The following is a 24,394-nucleotide window of genomic DNA, read 5'->3' on the forward strand; positions in this document are numbered from 1 at the left end:
TCGAGTCATGTCCAACGAGGTGCGTGCTCGCAGCCGCGAGGTTCTGCGCGCCGAGTTCGCGGATGCCGCGGCCACCTTCTGCGCCGAGCACGGCTTCGACCAGGTCACCGCAGACGAGATCGCACATGGCATCGGCGTCTCGCGCGCGACCTTCTTCCGTTATTTCGCCTCGAAAGAGGATGCGGTGGTCTCCGCCGCACGCAGCTCCGCCGCACGCGACGGCACCTTCGCGCAGCGCGTCGCCGAGACCGCCGACGCGGCCGAGCCCGGCACGACCGTATGGGCGATCATGCGCACGGCCGCCGAGCCGATGATCGACACAGCCGAGACGCGCGGAGACCCGCTGCGGGCGCGCATCCGCATGATCACCGACGTGCCCGCGCTCAAGGGACACCTGGCCTCCCAACGGCGCGGCGAGCAGTCGGCCGTCGCCGACGTGCTGCGCGAGCGTCTCGGCGACGACCGCGCTGCCCGCGCCCTCGCCGCCGCTGGCGTTGCCGCCGCCGACCTCGCCTGGCAGGAGTGGGCCCGCACGCCCGACTCGAAGCTGCGCCCCCTGCTCGACGCCTACTTCACGGCGCTCGGTGACGTCGCGACGACGAAGCTCGGCTGAGCCCCGGCGGCATGGTCGGCCGCTTTGGGGCTGGTCCATGACGCCCTGACGTCGCAGTCGCCAGAAAGCGCGTTGATCGTGACGAGGATCAGGCTGGCAAAGCCTATGCAGACGTCAGGTTGGGCCTGACTGCCGACATCGTCTCCAGAGTGGTGCACCACCCGGGTTCGCGGCGCTCCTTGCGGGACGAGACCGGGTCTTGTGGGCGGGAAGATGTCTCCTGGCCCAGGCTAAACTCCGAGAGGTGAGCAGCACCGCACCGTCCCCCCGAGTCACCGAGCGGGACGTGCCCCGGAGTCGCGTGATCGCGGATATCTGGTCGGAACTCTCGGGTGTCGAACCGTTTACGGGGCGTTGTGGGATGCCACTCGCCCGTACGGTCAAGCTGATCCTCGATCCGCTCGTCATCAGGCCGGCGCTCAACCCGCATTTGTCCGGCGCGCTGCTTTCGGTCGAGGCTGCGGCCGAGCTGCGCGGGCTCCTTGTCGCAGCAGGGGACCGAATCGCCGACGCGGCAGCCTGGTTCACGCTGATCAAACGGGCGCGCAGACAAGCAGGCATCACCGCGGGCAACCCGCAGGACCTGTACTTCCAAGTCGCCTACGAACTCGCCCACCTGCGCGGCACACCGGGCGCCGACGCGAAGGCCGTGGCCGCGGGGGTGCTCGCGGAAGTCCACGATGGCTCCCGCCCGACGCTCGCCGAACTGCGCGACTACGTCACCGATCCGTGGGTCGCCGACGAGCTGCGGCGTGCCATCGATCTCGCCTGGCCGGCTGCTGACCGTGGTGGGGGAGATGTGCCGCACGACATCCTCGTCCGCTTTCTCGATGCCTGCGCCGAGAACGGCGCCGTCGAGGAATTCGATGCGCTCGTAGCGAAGCGCAGCGGGTCGGCGAGCACATCCGAACTCGAGGCAGCCGGGGCCGCGCACCGGCTCGGCCTCACCGACCGAGACCGGCCGACACCACCCGAGCCAGGCATGAACGCCTCGAAGGCGACGCTACCCCCGCCGTTCGACCGCTCCGTGTTCGAGCGCCTTTTTGCCTCGTTCGCCGCGGTGTCCGACAGCGGCGAGGAGATAGCCGCTGTGGTGCGCGCGGAAATTGCCCGCTCGGCCGGAGGCTGGCAGCTCGCAGAGGAGGCGAGCCGCGTGCTGTTGCTCGCCGCGACCCGCGCGACTGTTCCCTTCGCCGGCGACGAAGCCGTCGAACGCGAGGGCGCCGACAACAGGAGGTCCGCCGCCTCGACCGACGCGGCGAAGCGCATGCTCGCGCGCTGGTTGCGTGAGCCCTTCGTCCATCGGGCTCTGCGCCTCGCCGATGCGAACCCCGAGACCCAGCATGTGCGAGAAGCCGTGATGCGGCGGCTCTGGGTCCGTTTGCACGGGCGGGAATTGCGCGGCGAGCCCGTGACGGCCGCCGAGGCATGGGGGCTGCTCGACGGCGCTCTGCGCTCGGTGATTCTCGACCGCCGAGACAGGGTGAAGGCGGCCATCTGGCGCAAGGCCGTTGGAGGTACGCCATGACTTCGACAGTGACGCGCACCGCGGACGGGCTGGTGCTCGGCAACCCGCCCGAGCGCCAGGAACGCACGGCGCTGCTCGAGGCCGCAGGGGCAATGCTGGTGTGGGACTGCGCCGTCGACGGTCTCCCCGCGGCGTTCGTCTGGGATCCGGGCCTGGCCCTCGACTGGGCATGGCAGATCTACGGTCCCGAGGTCACCCCGGCCCTCACCGGCGAGACCGAAGCGTTCTTCCCGGCGCCGGGTCCCGCGGCCGGGCCCGCCCGCCTCGCGGCAAGGGCCGGGTGGGCGCGGGCATGGTGGCCCGCTTCCGTGCGTGCCTCGATCCCGCCATTGGATCCGCGGCTCATCGCGCTCGAGCGTGCGTGTGCACTCGCCGATGTCGAGCATCTGCTCGATGACGACAATGCCGCTGCCGCGAGCTTGGCGGAGGGGCTGCGCGCGGCAGGTCGACTGCGGGTGGACGCGAGTCTTCCGACGGAAATTCGATCGTCTCTCGATGAGCTTGTCGAACGGGTCGAAGCCGCGGCCGAGGATCATGGTGTCCGCGCTGCCGAAGCGGACCCGGCGCCGAGCCAACCGGATTACGCGCTGGCCGCCGGAACGCTCTCGACTGTGAACGCCTCGACAGCAGGTGCCGGATCTCTGGATGCGCTCGCTTCGGGAGCTGTGCCACTCGATCTCTCGGCATTCGCGCCTGGCACGGTCGACGCGGCGGCGCGAGGCCACTGGAGCGTGGTCCGCGAGGGAGCCGACACCGTGCTCGAGGTCTCGGTCGCTCGCGCGCCCGTGCACCCCGCCGAGCGCGGTAATCCAGCCCCGCTCGAAGCGCGTTTCGCCGAGGTCGGCCTGCTCCTCGAGCCGGAGCCCTCGCGTTTCGCGGGCCGCACGCCGGTGGCCGCGACGATCCTCCTGACGCGACCCGAGAAGCGCACGCTCACGGTCGCTTCGCGCGGGTATGGCGGCGGCGGGCGTGTCGATGCCGCGGCGCTCATCGACGCCGCGCAAATCCTGCTCGGCCAGGCACGTGACACCGCGTGGCATGAATGCGCGATCCTGCTCGCCGAGCGAGCGGCGGCGCTGCGCCCATGATCGATGACGAGCCGATCGGTCTGCGTGGCCCCGGCGGCCTCACTACCCGCTGGAAGCATGTCGAGCCCATGTTCGTCGAGATGACGCGCGCGCAGGCTGCGGGCGGTCCGACGGCCTCGGAACCCGCCGCCCGACGCATCTACGAGGAGACCCTGGTCGACGACGTGGACGCGTTCGGTCTCGATATCCGCGCCCGTGCCCTCTCGAACCTCGCCGCGATCGCGGAGACGAAGGGCGATCTCGACGAGGCGATCTCGCTCGCGAACGAGGTCGTAGAGCTGTGCCTCGCGGTCGAGGCCCAGCTCGGCTCGGTGCGCCGGACCGGTGACGTGCGCATCGGCACCATCATCAACCGTGCACAGACCTATGCGCTTGTCGGGCGCGACACCGAGGGCATCGCCGACCTTTCAGCGGCCGGGGCGGAATTCGATGAAAATACTCCGCCACTCCTGATATGCAACTTGCACAACACGCTCGGCAACGCCTACCTCTCCATCGAACAGTATGAGCAGGCTGCGGCCGAGTTCATGATCGCGCGAGACGTCGCCCTGAATCATGAGCCCCGGCTCGCCTCGTACGCCTATTCCGGGCTGGCCTCCGTCGCGCACCGCACAGGCGACCGCCGACTCGCCCATGAGCAGATGAGCCTCGCGCGCGAGTTGCAGGCCACCGATGCGGCGTCGGCGGCGCGAGCCGATGAGAATCTCGCCCGCATGCTGCTGGAGCAGGGCGATGTGGACGGTGCCGAGGCCCACTTCGCCGCCGCCGAGCGGGGATACGTGCAGGGCGGAGATCCGCGCGGGGCAGCGGGGTGCAGCTACGGACGCGCCGCGGTGTTGCTGGCCCGAGGCAAATTGCTGCCCGCACGCAAGACCGCGAAGCGGGCGCTCGCGGGTTTCACCGACCAGGGCGACCTGATCGCCCAGGTCTCCACTCATCTGTTGCTCGGCGATATCAACGCGAGTGCGATGCGCTTCGCCGACGCCGACGGCTGCTACTTACGAGCCCGCGAAGTCTGCGAGGCGCAGGGAACAATGCATGAGGTCGCCCGCATCGACGTTCGTCGCGCCGCGGTCGCCCACGGCGCGGCCGGAGTGGCGATCCGCCGATCCGAGAAGCAGCGGTGCCTCGAGGGTGCGCTGAACCTTGCCCTTCCCGCCGCACTCGCGACGGATGCGATGCGCCAGCGGTTCGCCCCCGGGCCCATTCGCGAGCGTTGGGTCACCGGGGTCGCCTCGGTCGCGCTCTCGATCGCGTTGCAGGTGATCACGTCGTTGCAGCACACCAGACTCGCGGTCGAACTCTTGGAGTTCGTCTGCTCCTCGGCCTCGGTCGATGCGGGTGCCGTGACGGCCGACATGGCGAACCTGCCCGTGCTCGCGCAGACCGATTCTCCCTTCGACACGGAATACACGCAGGTCGCGACGGCTGCGGGCGGCACAGCGGTGGATATTGCGATGCTCGGGGGTTCGGCGCCAGGAGCACCCGCGCTGGCGCCGCGCGTACGCGCTGTGCCGGACGCCGGCGACGAGTTCCTGGTGTGGATTTCCGAGGCCGAGCGACGCTACCGCCTCGCGATCCGTTCCTCCGACCTGATCAACGCGTGGTGATGCGGTCATGACCAGACGCGACCGACGACCGCCCACAGACACCAGGGTGGTGCTGGGGCTCCTCAGCGGGCAACCGCGCGTGCAGGTCAAGTTCGTCGATGCGGGCGAGCTGTACCTCACCTGGCGCTGGGAACACGCCCCCGAGCAACCAAGGGCCTACGTCATCCCTCGCGACCTCGTGCAGCCGGTGCTCGACGAGCTCGAACAGGCGGTGCCTTCGCCGTTGCCCGGCGAAAATGTGCGCGCGGCGCTGCACCGCGCTTTCACCGGCCCGTTCGGCGCGCCGGATCGTGAGGCGGAGTTGGCCGCACGTCTAGCGGGCTCGCTCATCCCGTTCCCCCTCGCGGCAGAGCTCAACGAGGTGCTCGGGCGCGGTATCCGCCCGCACGTTCGCATCCAGCCGTCCGCGTCGCTCGGCCGGGTGCCGTGGGAGGCGCTGCTTGTCGACGAGAACCGACGGATGGTGCACGAGGCCGAGGTGTCGGTGCTCCAGCCCGCCGGGGTGTGGAAGGCTCCTGGCCGCAAGGTCTCGCCGTACGGTCAGGAGGGCGCGGTCGTCACGGTGATCGATCCGGTCGTGCCCGGTCGCGTGCTCGCGCCCGTACTCGGTTCGGGGTGGGCGGACACCCCCGTCGCCGAGGTACTGCGGCGGCTCGGATCCCGTCGACGCGGAACCGAGCCCGCGGTCGGCGGCGAGATCGACCGCGCCACCTTGCGTACATTGCTCACGGGCGCGTCGCGGTTGCTGTACGTGGGTCACGTGTCGAGCGCCCAGTACGGCCTCGACGTGCGAATGCACCTCTCTGACGGCGCCGACGTCCTTGGTCGTGCCGGGCCGATCGGACCGCACCGTCCCTTGACCGCCGCCGACATCGCGTTCGGATGGGAGGCGGAGGGGCCGTGGCACATCCCGTCGCGGGTCGCGCTCATCGCCTGCGATTCGGGAAGCGATACGCGGTTCGCCGAGCCGACAGCGCTCGTCTCTGTGATGGTGCGCGGCGGCGCCGAGCACGTGACCGCCGCCAGATGGACCCTCCCGACCGACGCCGGTTTCGCCGTCGCCGCCGGCGGCGAGGCTCCCGCTTTCAGCGCCGCCGTTGACGCCGTCGACGCAAGTCATGAGGCGCCCGACCCGGTCGCGGCACTCGGCGCCTGGCAGCGAGGACAGTCCGAGCGCTGGGCGCGCACGGGATCCCTCGAATACTCGCCGCTGGTCTGGGGCGCGCTCACCACCACCTGGGCTCCGCCCTGAGCAGGGAACACGGGCGGTTCGCGCCCTGCCCATGGACTCGCACGCGGAGAGCGACCGCCTAGCTGACGACGAAATCCCCTGGCCCATGTGCCGCGCAACACGCTCGAGGTCGGCATCATGTGGACGAGGAAGCCGAGGCCGCGGCAAGTGAGTGCTGTCCAGTGCTTGAAAAGTAGCTCCTGACAGCTCTTTTCGAAATGAGGGCCCGTTCCTGGAACGTCAGGGGAGGACCCTCTGCGGCTAAACCGGGCGGAGCGTATGCGGGCCGGTGATCTCGATTTCGGCGCCGGCCCCCAAGGACTGTCGTTATGTGGGGCTGGTCAGTGACGGTCTTCTGCTTTCTCATCAGCGGCGGTGCCCGATCCGATGACTAGATGAAATTCGCCGGTGGCGGAGTCGCCGATGAGGCAGAGCGGCTGCGAGCGCTTTTTAGGTGGTTGTTGGTCGGAGTGATTGCGAATACCGGGCGGGGGTTTCGTCAGCTCCGATGTCAGTGCTAGCGGATAATTGGGCGGCTGTACGGCATTCGGATGTGTGCTGTGCTCGGCGGTGCAACACAGAGGATTCGGTGTGTCGCACCGGAGTGCCGGAATTTCTTTCAAGTGTTGGCGGGGTCGGGTCCGGAGTAGTGCTGGCGGATGGCGGTAACCAGCTGGATGTGGCTGTTCTGGGTCAGGTCGGCGACGCTGATGCGCCAGGAGGTCAGTTCTTTTGTCTCGGGGTCGCGGCGGTGCAGTAGGTCGGTGATGTGGCGGCCGTAGGCTACCCGGGTGCTTTCGCTCCACAGGCGGCGGAAGTCGTTGTTGGGGCGCAGTTGTCGGATCAGGTCGCGGGCCTGTTCGGAGGTGCGATATCGCCCCAGTGCTGCCCGGACGACAGCGACGGTGCGGGTCGCTTCATAGGGCCAGTCGGTCAGGACTGTGTGGGCGCGCGGCCCGAACATCCATGCGCGCATGTTTCCGGTTTCATCGACACCGGCGAGCAGTGATCGGAACCCGTCGGTGGAGTCGAGCACGTTCCACAGCGGATCGACATAGGCTGCGCAGATGTCCCGTCCTTCCAGGTCACGCAGGTAGCTCCGGCCGACGGTGCCGTGTGCGCATCGGCGGAGGCGGTCTGCGGTAGGGATAGGTTCGGTCGGATTGGACAGCTCGTGTAGGTGCCGTCCGCGCATGGGATCGAGGCCGTACCCGTTAATGATCTTGTCGAGAGTCTCGGGTTTCGGTGTGGTGAGGCCCGCTTCGATTTTGAACAGGTAGCTGGTACTGATCCCGTGATGCTGGTAGGCGAGTCCTCTCGAGAGTCCCAACTCCCTGCGTATGTCGAGGCAGGTGCTGCCCAGGGTCGGGATATCGGGTGGTGACCCTCGTCCAGCGTTCGTGTGTGCACGATGTGCCGGATTCTGGCTCATTTGCCGAGCCCCCCTCTTTCTAGCGTCTTCCGCTACAGGTCGGACGGAGATATCTTGATTGGCTGCCCCCAATGATCCGTCTGTTCATACCAGAGGGTCTGTTGCGCGGCAAGCGATTCGATCCGAGCGTTCGCCGACCGCGCGGAGTACGCCACGACCTCCGTAACGCTCGGGTCGTGAGCGCGCAGTTCAGCAGCCTCCCGGAGCTTGTGGACGCATCGGAAGGCACACGCCGCGTCGACGACGAAATCCCCTGGCCGGTAAGAGGCCAGGGGATTTCGCTTTGCGACGCCGTTGTCGCCGAAGACACGTCCGGGACGTGTTCGGATCTAGGAAAGGATTCCCCGGCGGGCGTCGCTGGAAACCGGTCGGTCGTGGAGAGTGATCACTCTCGCAACCGAACCGAAATTCTATCGCCGGGATGAGTTCGTGTGGTAGTCGGGGGACTAGTGTGGCTCGGGCAAGTGATCTCGATGTGAGGAAGTTCGAATGGGAAGCACCGCCCTCGACGTGGCCAATCTGATCCTGCAGCGCGTAGGAGACTTCTGGAACTGGGCCTACACCGGTTCCGCCGGGTTCCCGCCCCTGTGACGACACGACGTTCTGGTCCGGTGGCGCGAAAGTGTCACCGGGCCGGCGGGTTTCGCCGCCGAGCGCGCGCACAGCCCCGTATCTTGATCCTGTGAGTTCCGCTGGACCCGAGGTCGACCGTGCCCGAGCGGGCGCCCCGCGTTGGTTCGTTCTCCTGATGAGTCTGCTGACGGGACTTGTCGTTGTCTGCTGTGGCGCGTTGGTATGGCAGATCGCGGTCGACGGCGCCTTTGGCACCCGAATCATCCTCTGGGTGATCCTCGCCGTGCTCGGCGCGTTCGCGCTGCCCCTCGGCCTGACGGGTCTGGCTCGACGGCGGGCCGTGCTGCTCAGCCTCGCCTCCCCGGTGATTATCGTGATTCTTTGCGCGCTGGTGCAGTTCCAGATCCCGGAATCGGTGGGCTGGCAACTCTCGCGCGGGATCTTGGCGGACCAATCCGTCGAGTGTGCCGATCCCGGCGGTCCCACCCGGCTCGGCGTGTACTCGATCACCGCGGTCGTCAGGCAGGACGGTGGCTGTCTTTTCTGGGTGCGCGGTGGTGAGTCGGATCCGCACGGCTTCGGCTATTTTCCCGACGGGCCGCCACCTACGGTCGGCGCCGCACCGACACCCGGCATTCGCTACGAGCCCTACGAACCGCACTGGTATCGGTTCACCGAACAGTCCTGAGGTAATTCACGGCAGCGGTGCCGCGTGGCGTTGGGTGAGTAGCATTCCCATCAGGCCCGCTTCTTGGCCCTGTTGCTGCACCATCGAACGGGCGAGTTCCTTGACCGGCCCCGACGGCAGGAGTTCGTCGGCGGCCGCGGCCATGGCCATGCCGCCTTGATGGTGGCGGAACATCAGTTGTAGGAAGAGCACTTCGGCGTCACGACCGCGTGCGGCGCCGAGCGCGTCCAGTTCGGCCATGGTGGCGAGGCCGGGCATGGCGACGACGGGGGCGTTTTCCGCCGGCGGCGTCGCCGAATGCTGATGGGACGCTGCGGTTTCCGTACCCATCCAGGCCATCGGCCGGGCAGAGGTGGGTGTCGCGTTCGCCAGCCGTAGCCACCCCAGCATGGTGCCGAGTTCGATCCGCTGGGTGGCGTCGAGTTGGTCGGCCAGGCGCGACACCGAAGGATCGACGCCGCGATCGAGGCGCTGCGCCATGATCAACGCCTGCTCGTGGTGGGCGGTCATGTCCTGGGCGAAACCGATCTCGACGGCATCGAGAATCGGTGCGGCCACCGGGTTCTCGGCGACGACCAACGGCCGCAGTGCCGCTCCGAGCACCAGCAGCAACAGCGCGACCGAGGCATACGCCGCCAGGCGTGACCACCGCGGCGACGTCATGACCCGACGGTCGATCGTTGATCGCTCGGCGGTGTGTACACCTCGTTGTCGAGTTGCAGGACCATGAAACCGTTGTCGGCGCACGAGACATACAGTTGGTCGCCGCGCCACTCCGGCGGCGAGAAGCACCAGTCGGTGGAGACGTCGCCGAAGGCGAGGCGCCCGGTGCGCGGGGTGGTGGCGTCGAGCGGATTGAACTGACCCTCCAGCACGGCGCGCACGGCCGAGGGGCCACTGATGATCGGGACTCCGATGATGGAGGCCAGTGCGTGCGGCGAGTTCCACAGCTCGAGGTTCTGTCCGGTGCGGGCGGGCGGGTTGTAGTAGGCGATCTCGTGGATATTCGCCGGGTCGCGCACATCGAAAACCCTGATGCCCGAGGAGATCCACCCGCAGGCCAGCGCGGTGGGGTTGTCGGGTCGGTCGGCGGCGCAGTAGTGCGATTCGTAGGCGAACACCGAACCACCCATGGACGAGCCGACATTGCTGTCGATGTGCTGCGGCAGATTGATCTCCAACTTGATCTTGTTCGCCACCTTGGGTGCGGTGTCATCGGAGACGTCGACGAGTTTCACACCGCCGGAACCCCCTTCGTCCACGGTGTAGAGGTAGGGCTTGCCGTCATAGGTCACCGGAATGCTGTGTTGGGTCGCCCACCCGTCGGTCCAGAACGTCCTGCCTAGGTGGTTGACCTGAGGATTCGGGTCGCGGCGTTGGACGGCGCTGACATCGAGGACGGTGAATCCGCCGAGCGCGGAGATGTACATGCGGTTGCCGTCGGCGCTGATGCCGAAACCGTGCGACTCGATTCCGGTCAAGCCCTGCCACACGACGTGCGGGTTGGCCGGGTCGGTGAGGTCGACGGCGCTGACGAAACCGGGTGCCAGGCCCGACGCCCAGTAGGTGTTGCCGTCGGGGGAGAAGCCGCCTTCGTGGGTGGTAATCGGCAACGGCATCGTGAGATTCGTGCCGGGACCGGGGTTGAGCAAACGGGGGTGCGCGCAGTCGGAGATGTCGTAGACCGAGAGAAAACCCGCGCCGGTGAGGAACGGAACACCGGTGCCGACGAGCAGCTTGCGTTCGGTGTTGACCTTCAGGCTCTCCCACGTGCCCGCCAGCATCGCGGGTTCGGTCAGCGTGGTTGTCGGTCGCGGATTCGCGGGGTCGGAGACGTCGAGCACCTGTACGCCACGACCTTCGCTGACCAGGTCGCCGGGAAAGAACGAACCCATGTACGCGCAGTGTTCGAAGCTGGTGGAGGTGATGCCGGCGCCGCGACCGGAATAGCCCCCGATGAACGACATATTGCAGTCGTATCCCTGGGTGCTGCGTCCGCTGTCGCGGTCGGCGGCGGTGACGTCGCCCTGCAACCCGTTCTCCGGCCTCGACCCTGGCCCGCAGTCGGCGCGGGGGACCGAAGTCCTTCCCACATCGAGGAACTCGTGCACCGACTGTTGAAGGTCGGATTGCAGGTCGGCCGAGGCGCTGCCGGGCAGCATCATGGTGGCGGCCAAGCCTACGGCGAGCAGGACCAACGGCCGTGCGCGGCGCAGGTCGGCGAATGGTCGCGGCATTGCGATCCCTACCTCGATCGGAGCCGACCCGCTGGCTGGGACAGCTGTCAAACTGACCGAATAGTAGGTTAGTTGGATTGTGTTGTGGGCCTTTTCGCCGAATGTATCGCGGCCGGATCGCGTCGAGTGAGGTCAGGGGCCCGCAGATTACCGGTCGAGGAGTTCCTCGCAGTACGCGAGCAAGCGAGCGCGCAGCGGCGCGGCGCGCTCGGCGAGCGCCGACTGCTCCCGGACGTATTCGGCACGCCCCGACGGTGTCTCGATCCGCACCGGCGCGTACCCGTACTCCGACAGCTCGTAGGGGCTGGCGCGCATATCCAGCTCGCGTGCGTCGCAGGCGAGTTCGAAGCATTCCAGCAGGAAATCCGAGGGGATGAGCGGCGCGAGCTTGAAGCCCCACTTGTAGATGTCCATGTTCGCGTGCAGACAACCGGGTTGTTCCCTGGCGATCTGTCCGTCACGGGTCAGTGCCTCGGTATTGCGGCCCACAGCATCCGGGGTGAAGAAGCGATAGGCGTCGAAGTGCGTGCAGCGTAACGACAACGATTCCACCACCGCGTCGGTGCCCGCACCACCGAGCCGCAACGGTACCTGCTGGTGGCGGATGTCGTCGGTGCGATACACCATCGCCCATTCGTGCAACCCGAAGCAGGACAGATGCGTGGGACGAGTGGCGGTGGCGCGCAACAACTTCGCGATATAGCCGACGGTATCGCCGCGACGGGCCAGGAATGCCGGGTCCGCGGTGAACGTCGTTGGCCAGGAACGGGGCTCGCCGGCTACCTGGACGGCGTGGTAGCCGCGCGCACCGTCGTACTCGCCTGCCCCGCGCAACGCCACGCCGAAACCGGGATGCCAGCGCCGCAGCTGCGCGGGCTTGTGCCCGTAATAGGTGAACAGGAAATCGATCACCGGGTGTGCACGGCCCTGCGCGCGACGGCGCACATACGGGCCGACCAGCTCGTCCACCTGTGCCCGGTGTGCGCTGGCCCGTGCGCGCCACCGCGTTTCATCGAGCACCTGCCCGGTGAAACGCGGTGGCGCGACATCGGGGTCGACCGTGGTGTCGTCGGTACTCATACGCTCACCGCGGCAGGTCGCGGTCCCGGTGCGTCATTCGATCACCCGGTGTGTGTTGTCGCGGACGGTGCCGACGAACTCCTCGACCAGATCCTCCAACGCCACGATTCCGGTGGTGTTGCCGCGCAGGTCGACCACCCGGCCCAGGTGACTGCTGGTGCGGCGCAGGCGGGCCAGCGCCTCGTAGAGGGTGGTGTTCACGTTCACCGTCGGTAGTGGTCGGATGTCGGTGCGCGGGATCGGCGTCGTGGGTCCCGCGTTCTCGTCGGCGACCTTGTCGAGCACGTCTTTCACGTGCAGATAGCCGACCAATGATCCGTCGGAAGCGCGGACCGGATAGCGGGAGAAGCCCGTCTCGGCGACCGCGGCCTCGATATCGCCGAGGGTGGTCCCGTTGCCGCGCAACGGCACCGACCTGGCGGTAGCGAGCGGGACGAGGACATCGCCGACCACGCGATCGCTGGTGCCGAGCGCCTGGGTGAGGCGTCGGTGCTCCTCCTCGTCGAGCAAGCCTTCCGACCTGGACTCGCCGATCATCTCGGCCAACTCCACCGACGACACCGTGGCATCGAGTTCGTCCTTGGGCTCGATGCGCAGCAGTCGCAGCGAACCATTGGCCGCGAGGTTGTACAACGCGATGAGCGGGCGAGCCAGACGCAGCCACATCAGGTGGATCGGAACCAGCAGCAGCGCACTGCGTTCCGGACCCGCCAGCGCGATGTTCTTCGGGATCATCTCGCCCAACAGGATGTGCAGGACCACCACCAACGCCAACGCGACCGCGAACGCCACCGGATGCAGGAACTGCTCGGGCAGGCCGACGAGCTCGAAGGGGACCTCCAGCAAATGCGCGATCGCGGGTTCACCGACCCGGCCCAGCAGAATCGAACAGATCGTGATGCCCAACTGCGCGGCCGCCAACATCATCGACAGGTTCTCACCCGCCTTGATCACCGTGTCGGCATTGCGTTTGCCCTGGGCGACAAGGGCTTCGAGACGGTCGCGGCGCGCGGAGATGAGCGCGAATTCGGCCGCGACGAAGAAGGCGTTGCCCGCGAGCAGCACCACCGTGAGCAGCACTCCGAAAAGGTCACCCATGGCTGTGCTCCTGCTCGGACCGGTGTTCGCGTTCCGCGAGTACCTCGGCGGTGACCGGGATCAGCCGCACCCGGTCGATGCGGCGCTCGTCCATGCGTTCCACCTTGGCGATCCAGCCGCCGGTTTTGCGCTGCTCGCCGCCCGACCACTGCTGCGAACGGTGGTTGGGCAAGACGATCTCGTCGCCCGCCACCGGGATCCGGCCGAGCCGGGTCAGCACCAAGCCGCCGAGCGTCTCGTATTCACCGTCGGGCGCCTCGTATCCGGTCGCCCGGGACACCTCGTCGATGCGCATCAACCCGGAGCAGTCCCAACCATCGGACACTCTGCGCACGTCGCGCTCTTCCTCGTCGTGCTCGTCGCGCACGTCACCGAGGATCTCCTCGATGACATCCTCCATCGTGACGATGCCCGCGGTGCCGCCGTATTCGTCGACGACCAGCGCGACCTGCATGCCGTCGGAGCGAATGCGTTCCAGCACCGAATCGCCGTCCAGGCTGGCGGGCACGATCGGCACCGTCTGCACCAGCTGGTGCAGCGGGGTGCTGCGCCGCACGTGTGCGGGGGAGGTGAACGCGTGCTTCACGTGCACCACCCCGAGTGTGTTGTCCAGGTCGCCGTCGGTGACGGGGAAACGCGAGTAGCCGGTGCGACTCGCGGCCGCGATCAGATCGGCGATGGTGTCGTCCTTGTCCAGCGACTCGATCTTCACCCTCGGCGTCATCAGTTCCTCGGCGCTGCGCTCACCGAACTGGAGTGAGCGGTCCATCACCTGTGCGGTGCGCTGATCGAGCGCGCCGCGCAGCGCGGACGTGCGCACCAGCGAACCCAATTCCTGCGGCGAACGTGCCGAACGCAGCTCTTCGGCCGGTTCGACACCGAGCCTGCGGACCGCCCAGTTGGCGGTGCCGTTGAGGAAATGAATCATCCACTTGAAGACCACCGAGAAACCCACCATCGGGCCGGCGGTCACCCGTGCGGTGCTCATCGCGGCGGCGATGGCGATGTTCTTGGGCACGAGTTCGCCGTAGACCATCGACAGGGAGGTGGCCAAGACCAGTGCGAACGCGAGTGAGAGTCCGCTCGCGGCGCCCGCGCTCAGACCGATCCCGTTGAACAGGGGATTCAGTAGTCGAGCCAGAACAGGCTCGGCGATGTAACCGGTGATCAAGGTGGTGATCGTGATACCGAGCTGCGCGCCGGAGAGTTGGAACGAGAGCGTGCGATGTGCACGACGCACCATCCTGGCACGCACATCGCCGTCACGGGCGTGTGCTTCGACGGTGCTGCGCTCCAGGGCCGTCAGGGAGAATTCCGCGGCGACGAACAGCGCGGTGCCGGCGGTGAGCGCGATGAATCCGAGCAGGCTGAGCACCGTGAGTGCGACCGACATCGTCAGCACCCACCGAACATGGTGGTGGGAAGGGAAGGGAAGCGGAACTGGGGAGCGGTACGGAGGGCGCCGGGTTTGTCACCCGGCTCGGTAGAGGAGCCCTCCTGTGCTGCGCCCTCGGACGCGGGTGACAACTGGATCCTTTCGCAAACCGGGGTGGATGGTGCCGGAGACCGGCGACCACCATGATACCGGCCCACGCGCCGGGCAGCGTGGGCCGGTGGTGTCTTCGCGTGTTGTTCACCAACCGCCGGGCAGCGGCCGTCCCTCGGCGAAACCGGCGGCCGATTGCACGCCGAGCACCGCCTTGTCATGCAGCTCGGTGAGGGTGCGTGCGCCCGCATAGGTGCATGCGCTGCGCACACCGGAGCAAATGTGGTCGATCAGGTCCTCGACGCCGGGGCGCTCGGGGTCCAGGCGCATCCTCGACGTGGAAATGCCCTCCTCGAACAGTGCTTTGCGCGCGCGGTCGAAACCGCTGTCGGCGGAGGTGCGCGCGGCGACCGCGCGCTTGGAGGCCATGCCGAAGCTTTCCTTGTAGGCATTGCCGTCGCGGTCGACACGCAGGTCGCCGGGGGATTCGTAGGTACCGGCGAACCACGAGCCGATCATCACGTTGGACGCACCGGCGGCCACCGCGAGCGCGACGTCGCGCGGGTGTCGGACGCCGCCGTCGGCCCAGACATGCACGCCGAGTTCCTTTGCGGCGCCGGCACATTCGGCGACGGCGGAGAACTGGGGGCGACCGACGCCCGTCATCATCCTGGTGGTGCACATCGCGCCGGGGCCGACACCGACCTTGATGATGTCTGCGCCTGCCGCAGCGAGGTCGCGGGTACCCGCCGCGGAGACCACATTGCCCGCGACCAACGGCACACCGAGGGCGAGAGCGCTGATGGCGGACAGGGTTTCGAGCATCTTGGCCTGGTGGCCGTGTGCGGTGTCGATGACCAACAGGTCGGCGCCCGCGTCGACCAAGGCCTTGGCCTTGGCGGCGACATCGCCGTTGATCCCCACGGCGGCGGCGACGCGCAGTTGATCCTTGGCGTCGACCGCCGGGGTGTAGATGCCCGCGCGGACCGAACCGGTGCGGGTCATCACCCCGGCGAGGGTTCCGTCCTCGGCGGTGAGGACCGCGACCGTGGCGCGCGCGGCCTCGAGCAGCGCGAAGATCTCCTTGGGCGCGGTGCTGGCGGGCGCCTGCACGAAGTCGGTGGCGGCGACCTCGCGCAGGCGTGCGAACCGATCGACATCCGCGCAGGCGGCCTCGGTGACCACGCCGACGGGCCGCCCTTCGTCGATGACGACGACCGCGCCGTGCGCGCGCTTGTGCATCAGGGCGACGGCCTCGGAAACCGACCGCTCCGGGCCGAGGCTCACGGGAGTGTCGGCGGTGAGCGAACGACTCTTCACGAACGCGATGGTCTCGGCGGCGGCACTGTTGGGGAGGTCCTGCGGGAGCACGACGATGCCGCCTCGGCGGGCGACGGTCTCGGCCATTCGACGACCGGCTACCGCGGTCATATTGGCCACGACGATCGGGATCGTGGTGCCGGACCCGTCGACCGTCGTGAGGTCGACGTCGAACCGGGATGCGACATCGGTCTGGTTGGGGACCAGGAAGAGGTCGTCGTAGGTCAGGTCATACGGCGGCGCGTGGCCAGGAAGAAACTGCACTGTACCGATGATAACGGCGATGGGGTGTTGTTGTACGCGGCGTCCGACGATCCGGTGCGCGGGTTCACGCCCGCGACGCTTCGGCCGCAGCCTGGGTGCGGGACAACGCGACGGTGGTGACACACATGACCAGCACGGTCAGGGCGACGACGATCAGTCCGAGGGTGCCGGTACGGAAGTGTTCGCCGAGGACGGTGAGACCGATGAAGGCCGCGGCCAGTGGCTCGGCGATGGTCACCGCTGGCAGCGAGGCCGCCAGCGATCCCGCGTGAAACGCCCGCTGCTGCCAGTAGACGCCGAGTAGCCCCGCCACGATCAGCGCCCAGGTCTGCCAACTGCCGAGCACGTGGGCGATGCCGTCGTCGAACAGGTGCGTGACGTCGGCGGTGAGCGCGGCGGCGAGACCGTAGAGCGAGCCGCTGGCGGTGCCGAGCAGTAGTGCGCGCGTCGCCGAAGCGCCAGCGACGCTGCCGAGCACCACCGCGACCGTGACGAAAGCCAGGAGAACGATCAGCGGAACAAGCCAATGCCGCAGTGGCGCACCGGAGTTGCCTTCGGTCGGGTTGCCGACGACGAGGAAGCAGACCAGTGCCGCGGTGAGTGCGAGCGCGGTCGCGGTGGTGCGTGCGGTGACGCGGATGCCGTTGAGGCGGGCCGAGAGGGGGAGCGCGAAGATCAAGGCGCTCACCAGGATCGGCTGGACCAACAGTACGGCGCCGAGCGCGAGCGCGGCGACCTGCATCGTGTATCCGCCCGCGTCACCGACGATGCCCGCCCACCACCGTGGATTACGGACGAGCGCGCGTACCAGTGCTTCGCGTTCGGGCACGGCCGCCGCCGCGTTTTGCTGTGCGACGGCCGCCACCGCGAAGAGAACCGCTGCGATCAGCGCGCAAATGGTCGCGCCGATCGGGTGGTTCACCATCCGATCAGTTTGCCCCGCGGTTGCGCTGTCCCGTAGGCCGCTGCGGACGGACGGCGCGTCGCCGCCCCTGCCTCGGCGTGTCGCCGGACGCGGAGCCCGCGGAGCGTCCCGAAGGTGCGGACGCGGAGCCTGCGGAGCGTCCCGAAGGTATGGACGCGGAGCCTGCGGAGCGTCCCGAGGTTGCTTGCGCGGAGCTTGCGGAACGTCCCGAAGATCCTTGTGCGGAGGCCGAGGAATGGCCGGCGAATCCGGTCCTCGACCCTCCCTGGTGCCCGGAATTTCCGGCGCTCGCGGGCCGACCGGATCCCGTGTGCGGCTTGCCCGACAGTGACCCGCCCCGTGCGGGCGCACCCTTGCTCGCGCCGTTGCGGCGGGGTTCGGCGGCGCTCGCGCCGCGACCGCCCGGTGCGGACGCGCGTCCACGACCCGCGCTCGACCGTGCGCCCGCCCTCTGCGATCCAGCTTCGGCCTCGCGAGTGGACGCTGCGCCCGCACGACCGGACTTGCCGCGACGGCCACGGCCGCCGGACTTGCCGCCCTCGCTCGCCGCCGGTTGCGGTGGCGTAGGCGCCGCGATCGGAACGCCGGAAGGCTTTCGGGCGCCGGTGATTTCGCGTAGGCGCTGATCGCCCGGCCGGACTTCGACGCCGTCGACCTCGACGCCGGCCTTGCGTGCCATGGTCTCGACTTCGCGTCGTTGCTCGTCCATCACCAGCGTGACGACCACGCCGTCCTCACCCGCGCGGGCGGTGCGCCCGGCCCGGTGCAGGTACGCCTTGGACTCGGTGGGCGGATCGACGTGCACGACGAGGGAGATGTTGTCGACGTGGATGCCACGCGCGGCCACGTCGGTGGTCACAAGCACGGGGATCGAGCCGTCGGCGAACGCGGCGAGCGTGCGGATCCGGTTGTTTTGTGCCTTGCCGCCGTGGAGCGCGCCGGACGGGATACCGGCGCCGCGCAGTTGCTTGGCGAGTCGGTCGGCGCCGTGCTTGGTGCGCACGAACATGATGGTCAACCCGTCGCGTGCGGCGATCTCCGTGGCGACATTGCGCTTGGCGATCTTGTCGCGCACGTACAGCAGGTGGTGCGACATCGTGGCGACCGAGGCCGAGGGCGGCGCGGTGGAGTGGGTGACCGGCGAGCGTAGGTAACGCTTGACGAGCTTGTCGACATCGCCGTCGAGGGTGGCCGAGAACAGCAGGCGCTGACCATCTTTCGGCGTGCGGTCGAGCAGCTTGGTCACCTGCGGGAGGAAGCCCATGTCGGCCATGTGGTCGGCCTCGTCGAGCGCGGTGATGGTGACGTCGGACAGGTCGGCACAGCGCTGCGCGATGAGGTCGCTGAGCCGGCCAGGGGTGGCGATGAGCAGGTCGACGCCGCGCGCGAGCTTGTCGGCCTGACGCTTGATCGGCGCGCCGCCGACCACGGAGGCGATGCGCAGGCCGAGCGCGAGCGCGGCTTCGTCGAGCGAGCGTTCGATCTGTGCGGCGAGCTCCCTGGTCGGGACGAGCACGAGGCCGCGAGGGCGACCCGGCTTGGCGCTCGCGCCTGCGAGACGCGTGAGCATCGGGAGACCGAAGGCGAGGGTTTTGCCCGAGCCGGTCGGGCCGCGGCCGAGGACGTCTTTACCGGCGAGTGCGTCGGGCACCGTCGCGGATTGGATCGGGAACGGTGCCTCGATGCCGTCGCGCCGCAGTGCTTGCACGAGCACGGCGGGCAGGCCCAGGTCCGCGAAGGTCACGGTGGGCGCCGCGGCGACGGTGGTCGAGGGGGTCACGAGGTGTGTGCCTTTCGTTGCACGGCGCGTTCTAGTAGCGAACGCACTGTTGGTGGGTCGATCGCGGCGAACGAAGTCCGGTTCGACGCGGGCGCCGCGGCACGATCATTCGGCGCAGCGCGAAAAAAGTTGATGTGACCGACTGGAAGACGGCCCAAGGGTCCAGAGTACGTGCCCTCGGCCATCCATGTGGACCTCGGGCTGCGGTCGGGTGGGTTCGGCGGGGCTTTCGGCCGTCCTCAGCTCCGGAAAAGCCTGCTCAGTTCCTCCAGCCAAGGCACGGCGACCGCGAGGGTGGGGACCACGAGGATGGCGGCCGAGCCGAGGTAGGCGGCGGTGGCGACCCTGGTGTCGCCGATGCGTTCGCTCAGGCGCTGGATTCGGATGAGGGTGGTGGGTCCGCCCGCCGCGAGCGCGCCTTGCGGCGCGGTGGATTTGGCGCAGGTGACCAGTGCGCGGGCCAGCGGCTTGGGGCCGGTGACTTTGACCGCGGAGTCGTCGGCGAGCAGCTCGATGAGCAGTTTGACCGAGCCGAGCGCGGCCTTGCTGCGCACGACGCGTGGAAAGGCCTCGTGCACCGCGGTGAACGCCTCGAGCACCAGGTCGTGCCTGGCCCGAAGGTGCGAGCGCTCGTGGCTGACGATCGCGGTGACCTCGGTGTCTTTCAGGTTGCTCAGCGTGCCTTCGCTGATCACTACGCGTTGGCGCAGGCCGGGCAGGCAGTAGGCGATCGGTTCGGTCGCGGCGAGCACCCTGATGTCGGTGCCGCGGCGCTGCGGGCCGCTCTGGTCGAGCAGGTCGACGAGCATGCGGTGGCGTGCGCGTCTGCGGCGGGTGTGCACCCCGACGCGCAGTGCCGCGTAGCAGAGCCTGGCGCCGACCAGCAGGGTGAGCGCGAAGACGAAAACGTAAGCGGCCCAGAGCGGCAGGCCGAGCGCGTCGATCTCGCGGGTGGGTGCGGTGGTCGGGCGGCCGTCGGAGCCGGGCACCAGCAGCTCCGCGGCGATGGCGAGGCCGGAGCCGAAGGCGCTGAGCACGGCCGCGAGCGCGATCGCCTGCCAGAGCACGAGCGCTGCGCGGGGTGTCCGGTAAGTCCAGGTCGCCCGGCTGAGCAGGGCAGGCGCGGGTCCCGCCAGAAGCAAGGCGAGTCCGGCGAATACCGGTGCGGTCGCGTTCATCGAGTCAGCTCACTGCGTTGTGGGGCGATCGGTGGGAAACCATTGCCCGAGGAACTTACTCCGCTGGTGGCGTCGAGTCCTCGGTTGCCTCGAGCTTAGCGAGTGCTTCGCGTAGTGCGTCGGCCTCGTCCTTGCCGACCTGTTCGACGAAGTGCACGAGCGCGGCGGCGCGGCTGCCCGCGGCGTCTGCCTGTTGCAACGCGTCCACCATCAGGCCCGCGACCAGCTCGTCGCGGGTGTGCACGGGGGCGTACCGATGCGCGCGGTCGTCGCGCTTCTGCACGACGAGATTCTTCTTCGCCAAACGCTGTAGCACGGTCATCACGGTGGTGTACGCGAGCTCACGGCGTGCGGCCAATGCCTCGTGCACCTGCCGGACCGTCTGTGGTTCATCGCTGGACCACAGTTGGTCCATTACCGCCTTCTCGAGTTCACCAAGTCCTGCCATTCCACCGATTTTACGTTCCCAACGACACCGATGCGTACTACGGGGTGTCGTAACCAGGGAATAACTGGTGTGTGGTTTGTCATACCTGGGCTTTTCGGGCGAGTCGAGCCGCCCGGCTTGCTTAGTTAGGTAAGCCTGACCTATAGTGGTGCACGGCGTACGGATCGCGAGAGAGTCCCGAGGGCTGCGGTGACCCCCGATCCCTTGCCGCGGCGGGTCCCACACGGTGGGGCCCGCCGCTTTGTTTCCGAGGTGTGCCCAGGGGAGTGCATCGGCTGGTGTGTCACAGTGGGTCGCATGACGCAGCAGGAAACCGAGAAGGTCGAATCGCTCGCGGGGATCACCCCCGAGCAGATGACGAAGGCGAGCGAGGGAACCTTCACCGACCTGATCGGCCTGCGCTACCTCGAACTCGGCCCGACGCTGGTTCGCGGCGAGTGGGGCGTCGAGCCGCACCTGTACCAACCCGCCGGAATCCAGAACGGCGGCGTCTATTGCACCGTCATCGAGACGCTCGCCAGTATCGGCGGTTCCGTGTGGTACGGCGACCGAGGCACAGTCGTCGGTGTCAACAACAACACCGACTTTCTGCGCGCCGTGCGCGAGGGTGTGCTGACGGCGACGGCCACGGCCGTGCATCAGGGACGGTCGCAGCAGTTGTGGCAGGTGGTGGTCACCGATGAGCAGCAGCGGCCGGTCGCGCGGGGCCAGGTGCGGTTGCAGAATCTCGCGAAGCGGTCCTGACGGTGCGGCCGATCGGTGGTGGCGTAGTCGGTCGGTAGTGGCGTAGTTGCCCTGTCGCCCTGGAACGAGAAACGGCGTCGTGCGGGGTTATGTGGGGTTGGAGAACCCCGCGAGGCGGTTCTGGCGGTGCGGTCGGTAGTGGCCTAGTGGCCTAGTGGCCTCATGGTCGTGGATCGAGAAACGGTGTCGCGCCGGGGAATCCACGGTGGCGAATGGTCCTTGCTTCCCGTCGCGGAGCTGTCGGGAGTGTGGCAGGAAAGCGAACACTCGGGCCAGTCGATTGACGGGTGGTGTGCGCGCGACTTGTAATGGACGACGGCGCGATTCACGCGTCGTGACCATGCGGAGCGAACGAGGAATCGGGGTGAGTGGCGGATGCCGGGTGACTGTAGCCACCGCGCATGCCGCACTGTCGGTTCCCGGCGCCGCATGATGGAACCGGTGGTGCCGGTTCGCCGTTGATTCATTCGTACGCGCGCTAGGCCCGGCGGTTTCGCGGCGCACGCCGAATCGAGGGTTGTTCGACCAGGCGATTGCTCGACCGGATTCGACCGGGTGTCCGGTCGGACGGTGGCGTGTGCCGGTATTCCCGCCCATGCGGGGTGGCCGACGAGAGTGCTCGAATAGTGCGAGACGAGGACGACGAGAAAGGGAGGTCTCGGCATGGCGACCGGTTCACCAAGGTCGGAAGACCTTGCCGCGCACCGGAACCAGGCTATCCGCGTGCGGCGGCGGATGGGTGTGTGTCTCGGGCGCGAACGGTGCTCGGATGAGCGGTGGCGCACCGTCGGATCGGTCCGGCACCGGTGACCGCCATCATGGAATCCGTGGCAGCCGACCGATTCGATACCGAGATCCTGCAACAACATTGGATCCCGCTGGCCTACGCCGACGCCGATACCGCGGCGGTGCTGCGGGAACGACTCGGTGTCGAGTTCGATGCCTTCACCGGTGCTCGCCACCGCGTGCTGGAGACCGATCACTTCCTGTATCTCCCGGTCGTGGCCACCTATCGGCGCGGCGGGACCCTGCGACGCGCCACGATCGTCTTCGCGCTGGGCACCGACTTCCTGGTGACCTGGCAGCCGGAGGAACACTTCCGCCCCTTCGACGCCGCTGTCGCCGAGATGCGACGTGACCCCGCACTGACCGACTCCGCGCCGGGCGTGATGTACGCGCTGTTGGGGGCGCTGAACGAGGCGTCGCAGGAGGTTCTCGAACACGCCTGTGGGGCATTGGACGCGGTGCGCGGGCGAATCGAGGCGGCGAGCGGGGCCGGGTCGGGCGCGGCCATGAGAATCGATACCGGCGAGCTCCGCGCGATCATGACCGACTTGGCCGGGGCCGAGGAGAGCGTCGCGTGGCTGCGTCGGACGCACCTGGAGTCGGCCCGTGCGACCCGTCGGTTGATGTCGGCGGTGCAAGACACCGAAAGGCTCTCGCTCCGAAACGGGTTCGAAGGCAGGGTCGCCGAATTGGCGGCCGATATCGAAGCGGAGGGGCGGCGAGCCGCCGTCGAGCACGACAGGGCCGTCTTCGCTCAGCAGTCGGTAATGAGTTGGCTTGTCGCGCAGGAGAATCGAACCACGCGGGCGTACGCGACGAGTATGGCGCTGGTGGCGGCCCCCGTCTTGCTCCTGGGTGGCTGGGGTATCCATCTGCTGTGGTTGTCGGAGCTCGGCTGGGAGTTGGCCGCGGTGTGCACCGTCGTGTTGATCGCGCTGGTGACGGTGGCTCCGCTCGGCTACGCGAAGCGGAGCATGGCGCGCTGAACGGTTGGCGTGGGTGCGGGTCGACGGTGGGGCGTCGGAACTCGCTGTCGACGGTCCACCCGAGGTGGTGCGTTCGGAGGCGTAACCGTCAGAGTTCGGGAATCGGCAGACGGTGCGGCGTGCCAGAGGCGCCGACTATGACCCTCGAGGTCGTGAAACTCTTACTTCGCGGGTAATCGACTCCGTGCGCGGTGACGGGCATGGTTGGTACATCCGATTCGGACGGCCGGATCGGACGACGAAAACCCTTCCAGCACAGGAGATTCCACCATGTCACGTTACGCGGACGCTGTCGATCGCTATTTTGCCGCCTGGAATGCCGGCAGCGACGAGGTGTTGGTCGCGGCCGTCGCGGCGGCCTGGGTCGAGGACGGCTACTACACCGATCCGTTGGTCGACGCCGTGGGGCACGACCAGCTGCGGTCCGCGATCGAGGGTGTGCGCCAACAGTTTCCGGGATTCCAATTCCGGGTGCACGGCGAGGTCGACGGGCATCACGACACGGCGCGGTTCTCCTGGGAGTTGGTCTCGGTGGCCGACGGGAGCGCTCCGGTGGCGGGGTCGGACGTTCTCACCCTGGCTGAGGACGGGCGAATCAGCGGTGTGCTCGGCTTCCTGGATCGGGTACCGACGGCGTAATGCGCGCGTTGAGCAACGATAACGGCCGGTTGCCTGAAGTCGGGTATTCGGCCGTCTCGGCTGGTCGTGGCTGCCCGTGGGGTAACGATTCGGCGATTAAATGTTTGCTGATCGGTTGCGAATAGACGGTAATTGGGGTTACGGTCGAGGAGTTGGTGGCGCACTTGCCGCGCCATTTGTCGAGTATTACGGGAGATCCGATGCGGAATCTGCTCATAGCTACCGTGTTACTCGATATCTGCGCGAAGCGGGGGAGCGCCGGGGCGGCGGGGGTGATCGCATGATCATGTCGAACGCGGTGCGCGACGATGTGTTGGCGACGAAAGAGTATGTGGAGGACGGTGTCCCGGTCTGGGTCGTCATCGGCAGGCCGGAACCGCACCCGACCGGGGCGGGCTGGCGCTGTGGCGTTCGGGTCGAGCGTGGGGATGTCCGGTTCGAACAGTCGCAGGTGGTCGCGCCGAGTGAGAAGGAAGTGCTTCGACTAGCGCTCGAACTGGTGACCACGCGGCTGGGGATGACCGAAACGCAGTTCTTCGACGACGTCGACACCGAGACCACGCACCGGTAGGTCGGGTTCGCGCGCCAGCAGGCGCCGGACGTCGCCTGCTCGACGAGGGGCACCGCCGAGTAGTGCTCAACCCGAAGCGCACAATCGCC

General features: G+C 68.0%; 20 protein-coding genes and 1 pseudogene. 10 read left to right on the forward strand and 11 right to left on the reverse strand.

Annotation, left to right across the window (positions count from 1 at the left end; genetic code table 11):
* Positions 1–7 precede the first annotated feature (7 nt).
* From ABEA50_RS09010 to ABEA50_RS09030, 5 genes are all read left to right on the forward strand, one after another.
* Positions 8–613: a TetR family transcriptional regulator gene (locus ABEA50_RS09010; protein ID WP_345494775.1), complete on the forward strand. Its 606-nt coding sequence runs from the start codon at positions 8–10 to the stop codon at positions 611–613.
* A 244-nt stretch (positions 614–857) separates the two neighbouring features.
* Positions 858–2,141 carry a serine/threonine-protein kinase gene (locus ABEA50_RS09015; protein WP_345494776.1) on the forward strand — a complete coding sequence of 428 codons (1,284 nt, stop codon included), beginning with the start codon at positions 858–860 and terminating at the stop codon, positions 2,139–2,141.
* Complete coding sequence (locus tag ABEA50_RS09020; protein WP_345494777.1) at positions 2,138–3,229, forward strand: hypothetical protein; 1,092 nt, start codon at positions 2,138–2,140, stop codon at positions 3,227–3,229. Before ABEA50_RS09015 ends, ABEA50_RS09020 begins: the two co-directional genes overlap by 4 nt.
* Positions 3,226–4,839 (forward strand): tetratricopeptide repeat protein, encoded by a 1,614-nt coding sequence (locus ABEA50_RS09025; protein WP_345494778.1) that lies wholly within the window; start codon positions 3,226–3,228, stop codon positions 4,837–4,839. The genes ABEA50_RS09020 and ABEA50_RS09025 overlap by 4 nt, the downstream gene beginning before the upstream one ends.
* Before the next feature lie 7 nt (positions 4,840–4,846).
* A complete protein-coding gene (locus ABEA50_RS09030; protein ID WP_345494779.1) occupies positions 4,847–6,091 on the forward strand; it encodes a CHAT domain-containing protein in 1,245 nt (414 codons plus the stop codon).
* A gap of 598 nt (positions 6,092–6,689) precedes the next feature.
* Here the strand turns inward: ABEA50_RS09030 and ABEA50_RS09035 are convergent.
* A complete protein-coding gene (locus ABEA50_RS09035) occupies positions 6,690–7,400 on the reverse strand; it encodes an MmyB family transcriptional regulator (protein ID WP_345494780.1) in 711 nt (236 codons plus the stop codon).
* 784 nt (positions 7,401–8,184) lie between these two features.
* Between ABEA50_RS09035 and ABEA50_RS09040 the strand changes: the two genes are divergently transcribed.
* Entirely contained in the window at positions 8,185–8,763 is a 579-nt protein-coding gene (locus ABEA50_RS09040; protein WP_345494781.1) for a hypothetical protein, read from the forward strand.
* Between the two features lie 6 nt (positions 8,764–8,769).
* On the opposite strand, the gene ABEA50_RS09045 is transcribed toward ABEA50_RS09040, so the two are convergent.
* The 10 genes and pseudogenes from ABEA50_RS09045 to ABEA50_RS09090 form a co-directional block, all read right to left on the reverse strand.
* Entirely contained in the window at positions 8,770–9,426 is a 657-nt protein-coding gene (locus ABEA50_RS09045) for a DUF305 domain-containing protein (RefSeq protein ID WP_345494782.1), read from the reverse strand.
* Entirely contained in the window at positions 9,423–11,000 is a 1,578-nt protein-coding gene (locus tag ABEA50_RS09050) for an LVIVD repeat-containing protein (RefSeq protein ID WP_425577579.1), read from the reverse strand. The genes ABEA50_RS09045 and ABEA50_RS09050 overlap by 4 nt, the downstream gene beginning before the upstream one ends.
* Before the next feature lie 147 nt (positions 11,001–11,147).
* Positions 11,148–12,080, reverse strand: a complete 933-nt coding sequence (locus tag ABEA50_RS09055; RefSeq protein ID WP_345494783.1) for a polysaccharide deacetylase family protein — start codon at positions 12,078–12,080, stop codon at positions 11,148–11,150.
* A 33-nt stretch (positions 12,081–12,113) separates the two neighbouring features.
* A complete protein-coding gene (locus ABEA50_RS09060) occupies positions 12,114–13,178 on the reverse strand; it encodes a hemolysin family protein (protein WP_345494784.1) in 1,065 nt (354 codons plus the stop codon).
* A complete protein-coding gene (locus ABEA50_RS09065) occupies positions 13,171–14,571 on the reverse strand; it encodes a hemolysin family protein (RefSeq protein WP_345494785.1) in 1,401 nt (466 codons plus the stop codon). Before ABEA50_RS09065 ends, ABEA50_RS09060 begins: the two co-directional genes overlap by 8 nt.
* Before the next feature lie 240 nt (positions 14,572–14,811).
* Complete coding sequence (locus tag ABEA50_RS09070) at positions 14,812–16,248, reverse strand: GuaB1 family IMP dehydrogenase-related protein (protein WP_345494786.1); 1,437 nt, start codon at positions 16,246–16,248, stop codon at positions 14,812–14,814.
* 64 nt (positions 16,249–16,312) lie between these two features.
* Positions 16,313–17,173 carry a DMT family transporter gene (locus ABEA50_RS09075; RefSeq protein ID WP_345494787.1) on the reverse strand — a complete coding sequence of 287 codons (861 nt, stop codon included), beginning with the start codon at positions 17,171–17,173 and terminating at the stop codon, positions 16,313–16,315.
* A gap of 388 nt (positions 17,174–17,561) precedes the next feature.
* A pseudogene (locus ABEA50_RS09080) lies at positions 17,562–18,953 on the reverse strand (DEAD/DEAH box helicase); the annotation flags it as partial.
* A 239-nt stretch (positions 18,954–19,192) separates the two neighbouring features.
* Positions 19,193–20,131, reverse strand: coding sequence for a M56 family metallopeptidase (locus tag ABEA50_RS09085; RefSeq protein ID WP_345494788.1), 939 nt, complete (start codon positions 20,129–20,131; stop codon positions 19,193–19,195).
* A gap of 55 nt (positions 20,132–20,186) precedes the next feature.
* On the reverse strand, positions 20,187–20,588 hold the full coding sequence (locus tag ABEA50_RS09090) for a BlaI/MecI/CopY family transcriptional regulator (protein WP_425577632.1): 402 nt from the start codon (positions 20,586–20,588) through the stop codon (positions 20,187–20,189).
* Positions 20,589–20,876: 288 nt separating this feature from the next.
* Between ABEA50_RS09090 and ABEA50_RS09095 the strand changes: the two genes are divergently transcribed.
* From ABEA50_RS09095 to ABEA50_RS09110, 4 genes are all read left to right on the forward strand, one after another.
* The gene (locus tag ABEA50_RS09095; RefSeq protein WP_425577580.1) at positions 20,877–21,323 is read left to right on the forward strand and encodes a PaaI family thioesterase; all 447 of its coding nucleotides are present in this window, start codon (positions 20,877–20,879) and stop codon (positions 21,321–21,323) included.
* Positions 21,324–22,150: 827 nt separating this feature from the next.
* Positions 22,151–23,095: a CorA family divalent cation transporter gene (locus ABEA50_RS09100; RefSeq protein WP_345494790.1), complete on the forward strand. Its 945-nt coding sequence runs from the start codon at positions 22,151–22,153 to the stop codon at positions 23,093–23,095.
* 270 nt (positions 23,096–23,365) lie between these two features.
* On the forward strand, positions 23,366–23,734 hold the full coding sequence (locus tag ABEA50_RS09105) for a nuclear transport factor 2 family protein (RefSeq protein ID WP_345494791.1): 369 nt from the start codon (positions 23,366–23,368) through the stop codon (positions 23,732–23,734).
* A 280-nt stretch (positions 23,735–24,014) separates the two neighbouring features.
* Positions 24,015–24,305 (forward strand): hypothetical protein, encoded by a 291-nt coding sequence (locus tag ABEA50_RS09110; RefSeq protein ID WP_345494792.1) that lies wholly within the window; start codon positions 24,015–24,017, stop codon positions 24,303–24,305.
* Positions 24,306–24,394: the final 89 nt, after the last annotated feature.

The organism is Nocardia callitridis, assembly GCF_039543305.1.
In the GTDB taxonomy this organism is placed as follows: domain Bacteria; phylum Actinomycetota; class Actinomycetes; order Mycobacteriales; family Mycobacteriaceae; genus Nocardia; species Nocardia callitridis.

Excerpts from the sequence above, each read along its gene's own strand:
- ABEA50_RS09025 (WP_345494778.1), top strand. The coding sequence starts at position 3,226 with ATGATCGATGACGAGCCGATCGGTCTGCGTGGCCCCGGCGGCCTCACT.
- ABEA50_RS09095 (WP_425577580.1), top strand. The coding sequence starts at position 20,877 with ATGACGCAGCAGGAAACCGAGAAGGTCGAATCGCTCGCGGGGATCACC.
- ABEA50_RS09105 (WP_345494791.1), top strand. The coding sequence starts at position 23,366 with ATGTCACGTTACGCGGACGCTGTCGATCGCTATTTTGCCGCCTGGAAT.
- ABEA50_RS09050 (WP_425577579.1), bottom strand. The coding sequence starts at position 11,000 with ATGCCGCGACCATTCGCCGACCTGCGCCGCGCACGGCCGTTGGTCCTG.
- ABEA50_RS09055 (WP_345494783.1), bottom strand. The coding sequence starts at position 12,080 with ATGAGTACCGACGACACCACGGTCGACCCCGATGTCGCGCCACCGCGT.
- ABEA50_RS09010 (WP_345494775.1), top strand. The coding sequence starts at position 8 with ATGTCCAACGAGGTGCGTGCTCGCAGCCGCGAGGTTCTGCGCGCCGAG.
- ABEA50_RS09085 (WP_345494788.1), bottom strand. The coding sequence starts at position 20,131 with ATGAACGCGACCGCACCGGTATTCGCCGGACTCGCCTTGCTTCTGGCG.
- ABEA50_RS09020 (WP_345494777.1), top strand. The coding sequence starts at position 2,138 with ATGACTTCGACAGTGACGCGCACCGCGGACGGGCTGGTGCTCGGCAAC.
- ABEA50_RS09110 (WP_345494792.1), top strand. The coding sequence starts at position 24,015 with ATGATCATGTCGAACGCGGTGCGCGACGATGTGTTGGCGACGAAAGAG.
- ABEA50_RS09030 (WP_345494779.1), top strand. The coding sequence starts at position 4,847 with ATGACCAGACGCGACCGACGACCGCCCACAGACACCAGGGTGGTGCTG.
- ABEA50_RS09045 (WP_345494782.1), bottom strand. The coding sequence starts at position 9,426 with ATGACGTCGCCGCGGTGGTCACGCCTGGCGGCGTATGCCTCGGTCGCG.
- ABEA50_RS09060 (WP_345494784.1), bottom strand. The coding sequence starts at position 13,178 with ATGGGTGACCTTTTCGGAGTGCTGCTCACGGTGGTGCTGCTCGCGGGC.
- ABEA50_RS09075 (WP_345494787.1), bottom strand. The coding sequence starts at position 17,173 with ATGGTGAACCACCCGATCGGCGCGACCATTTGCGCGCTGATCGCAGCG.
- ABEA50_RS09065 (WP_345494785.1), bottom strand. The coding sequence starts at position 14,571 with ATGTCGGTCGCACTCACGGTGCTCAGCCTGCTCGGATTCATCGCGCTC.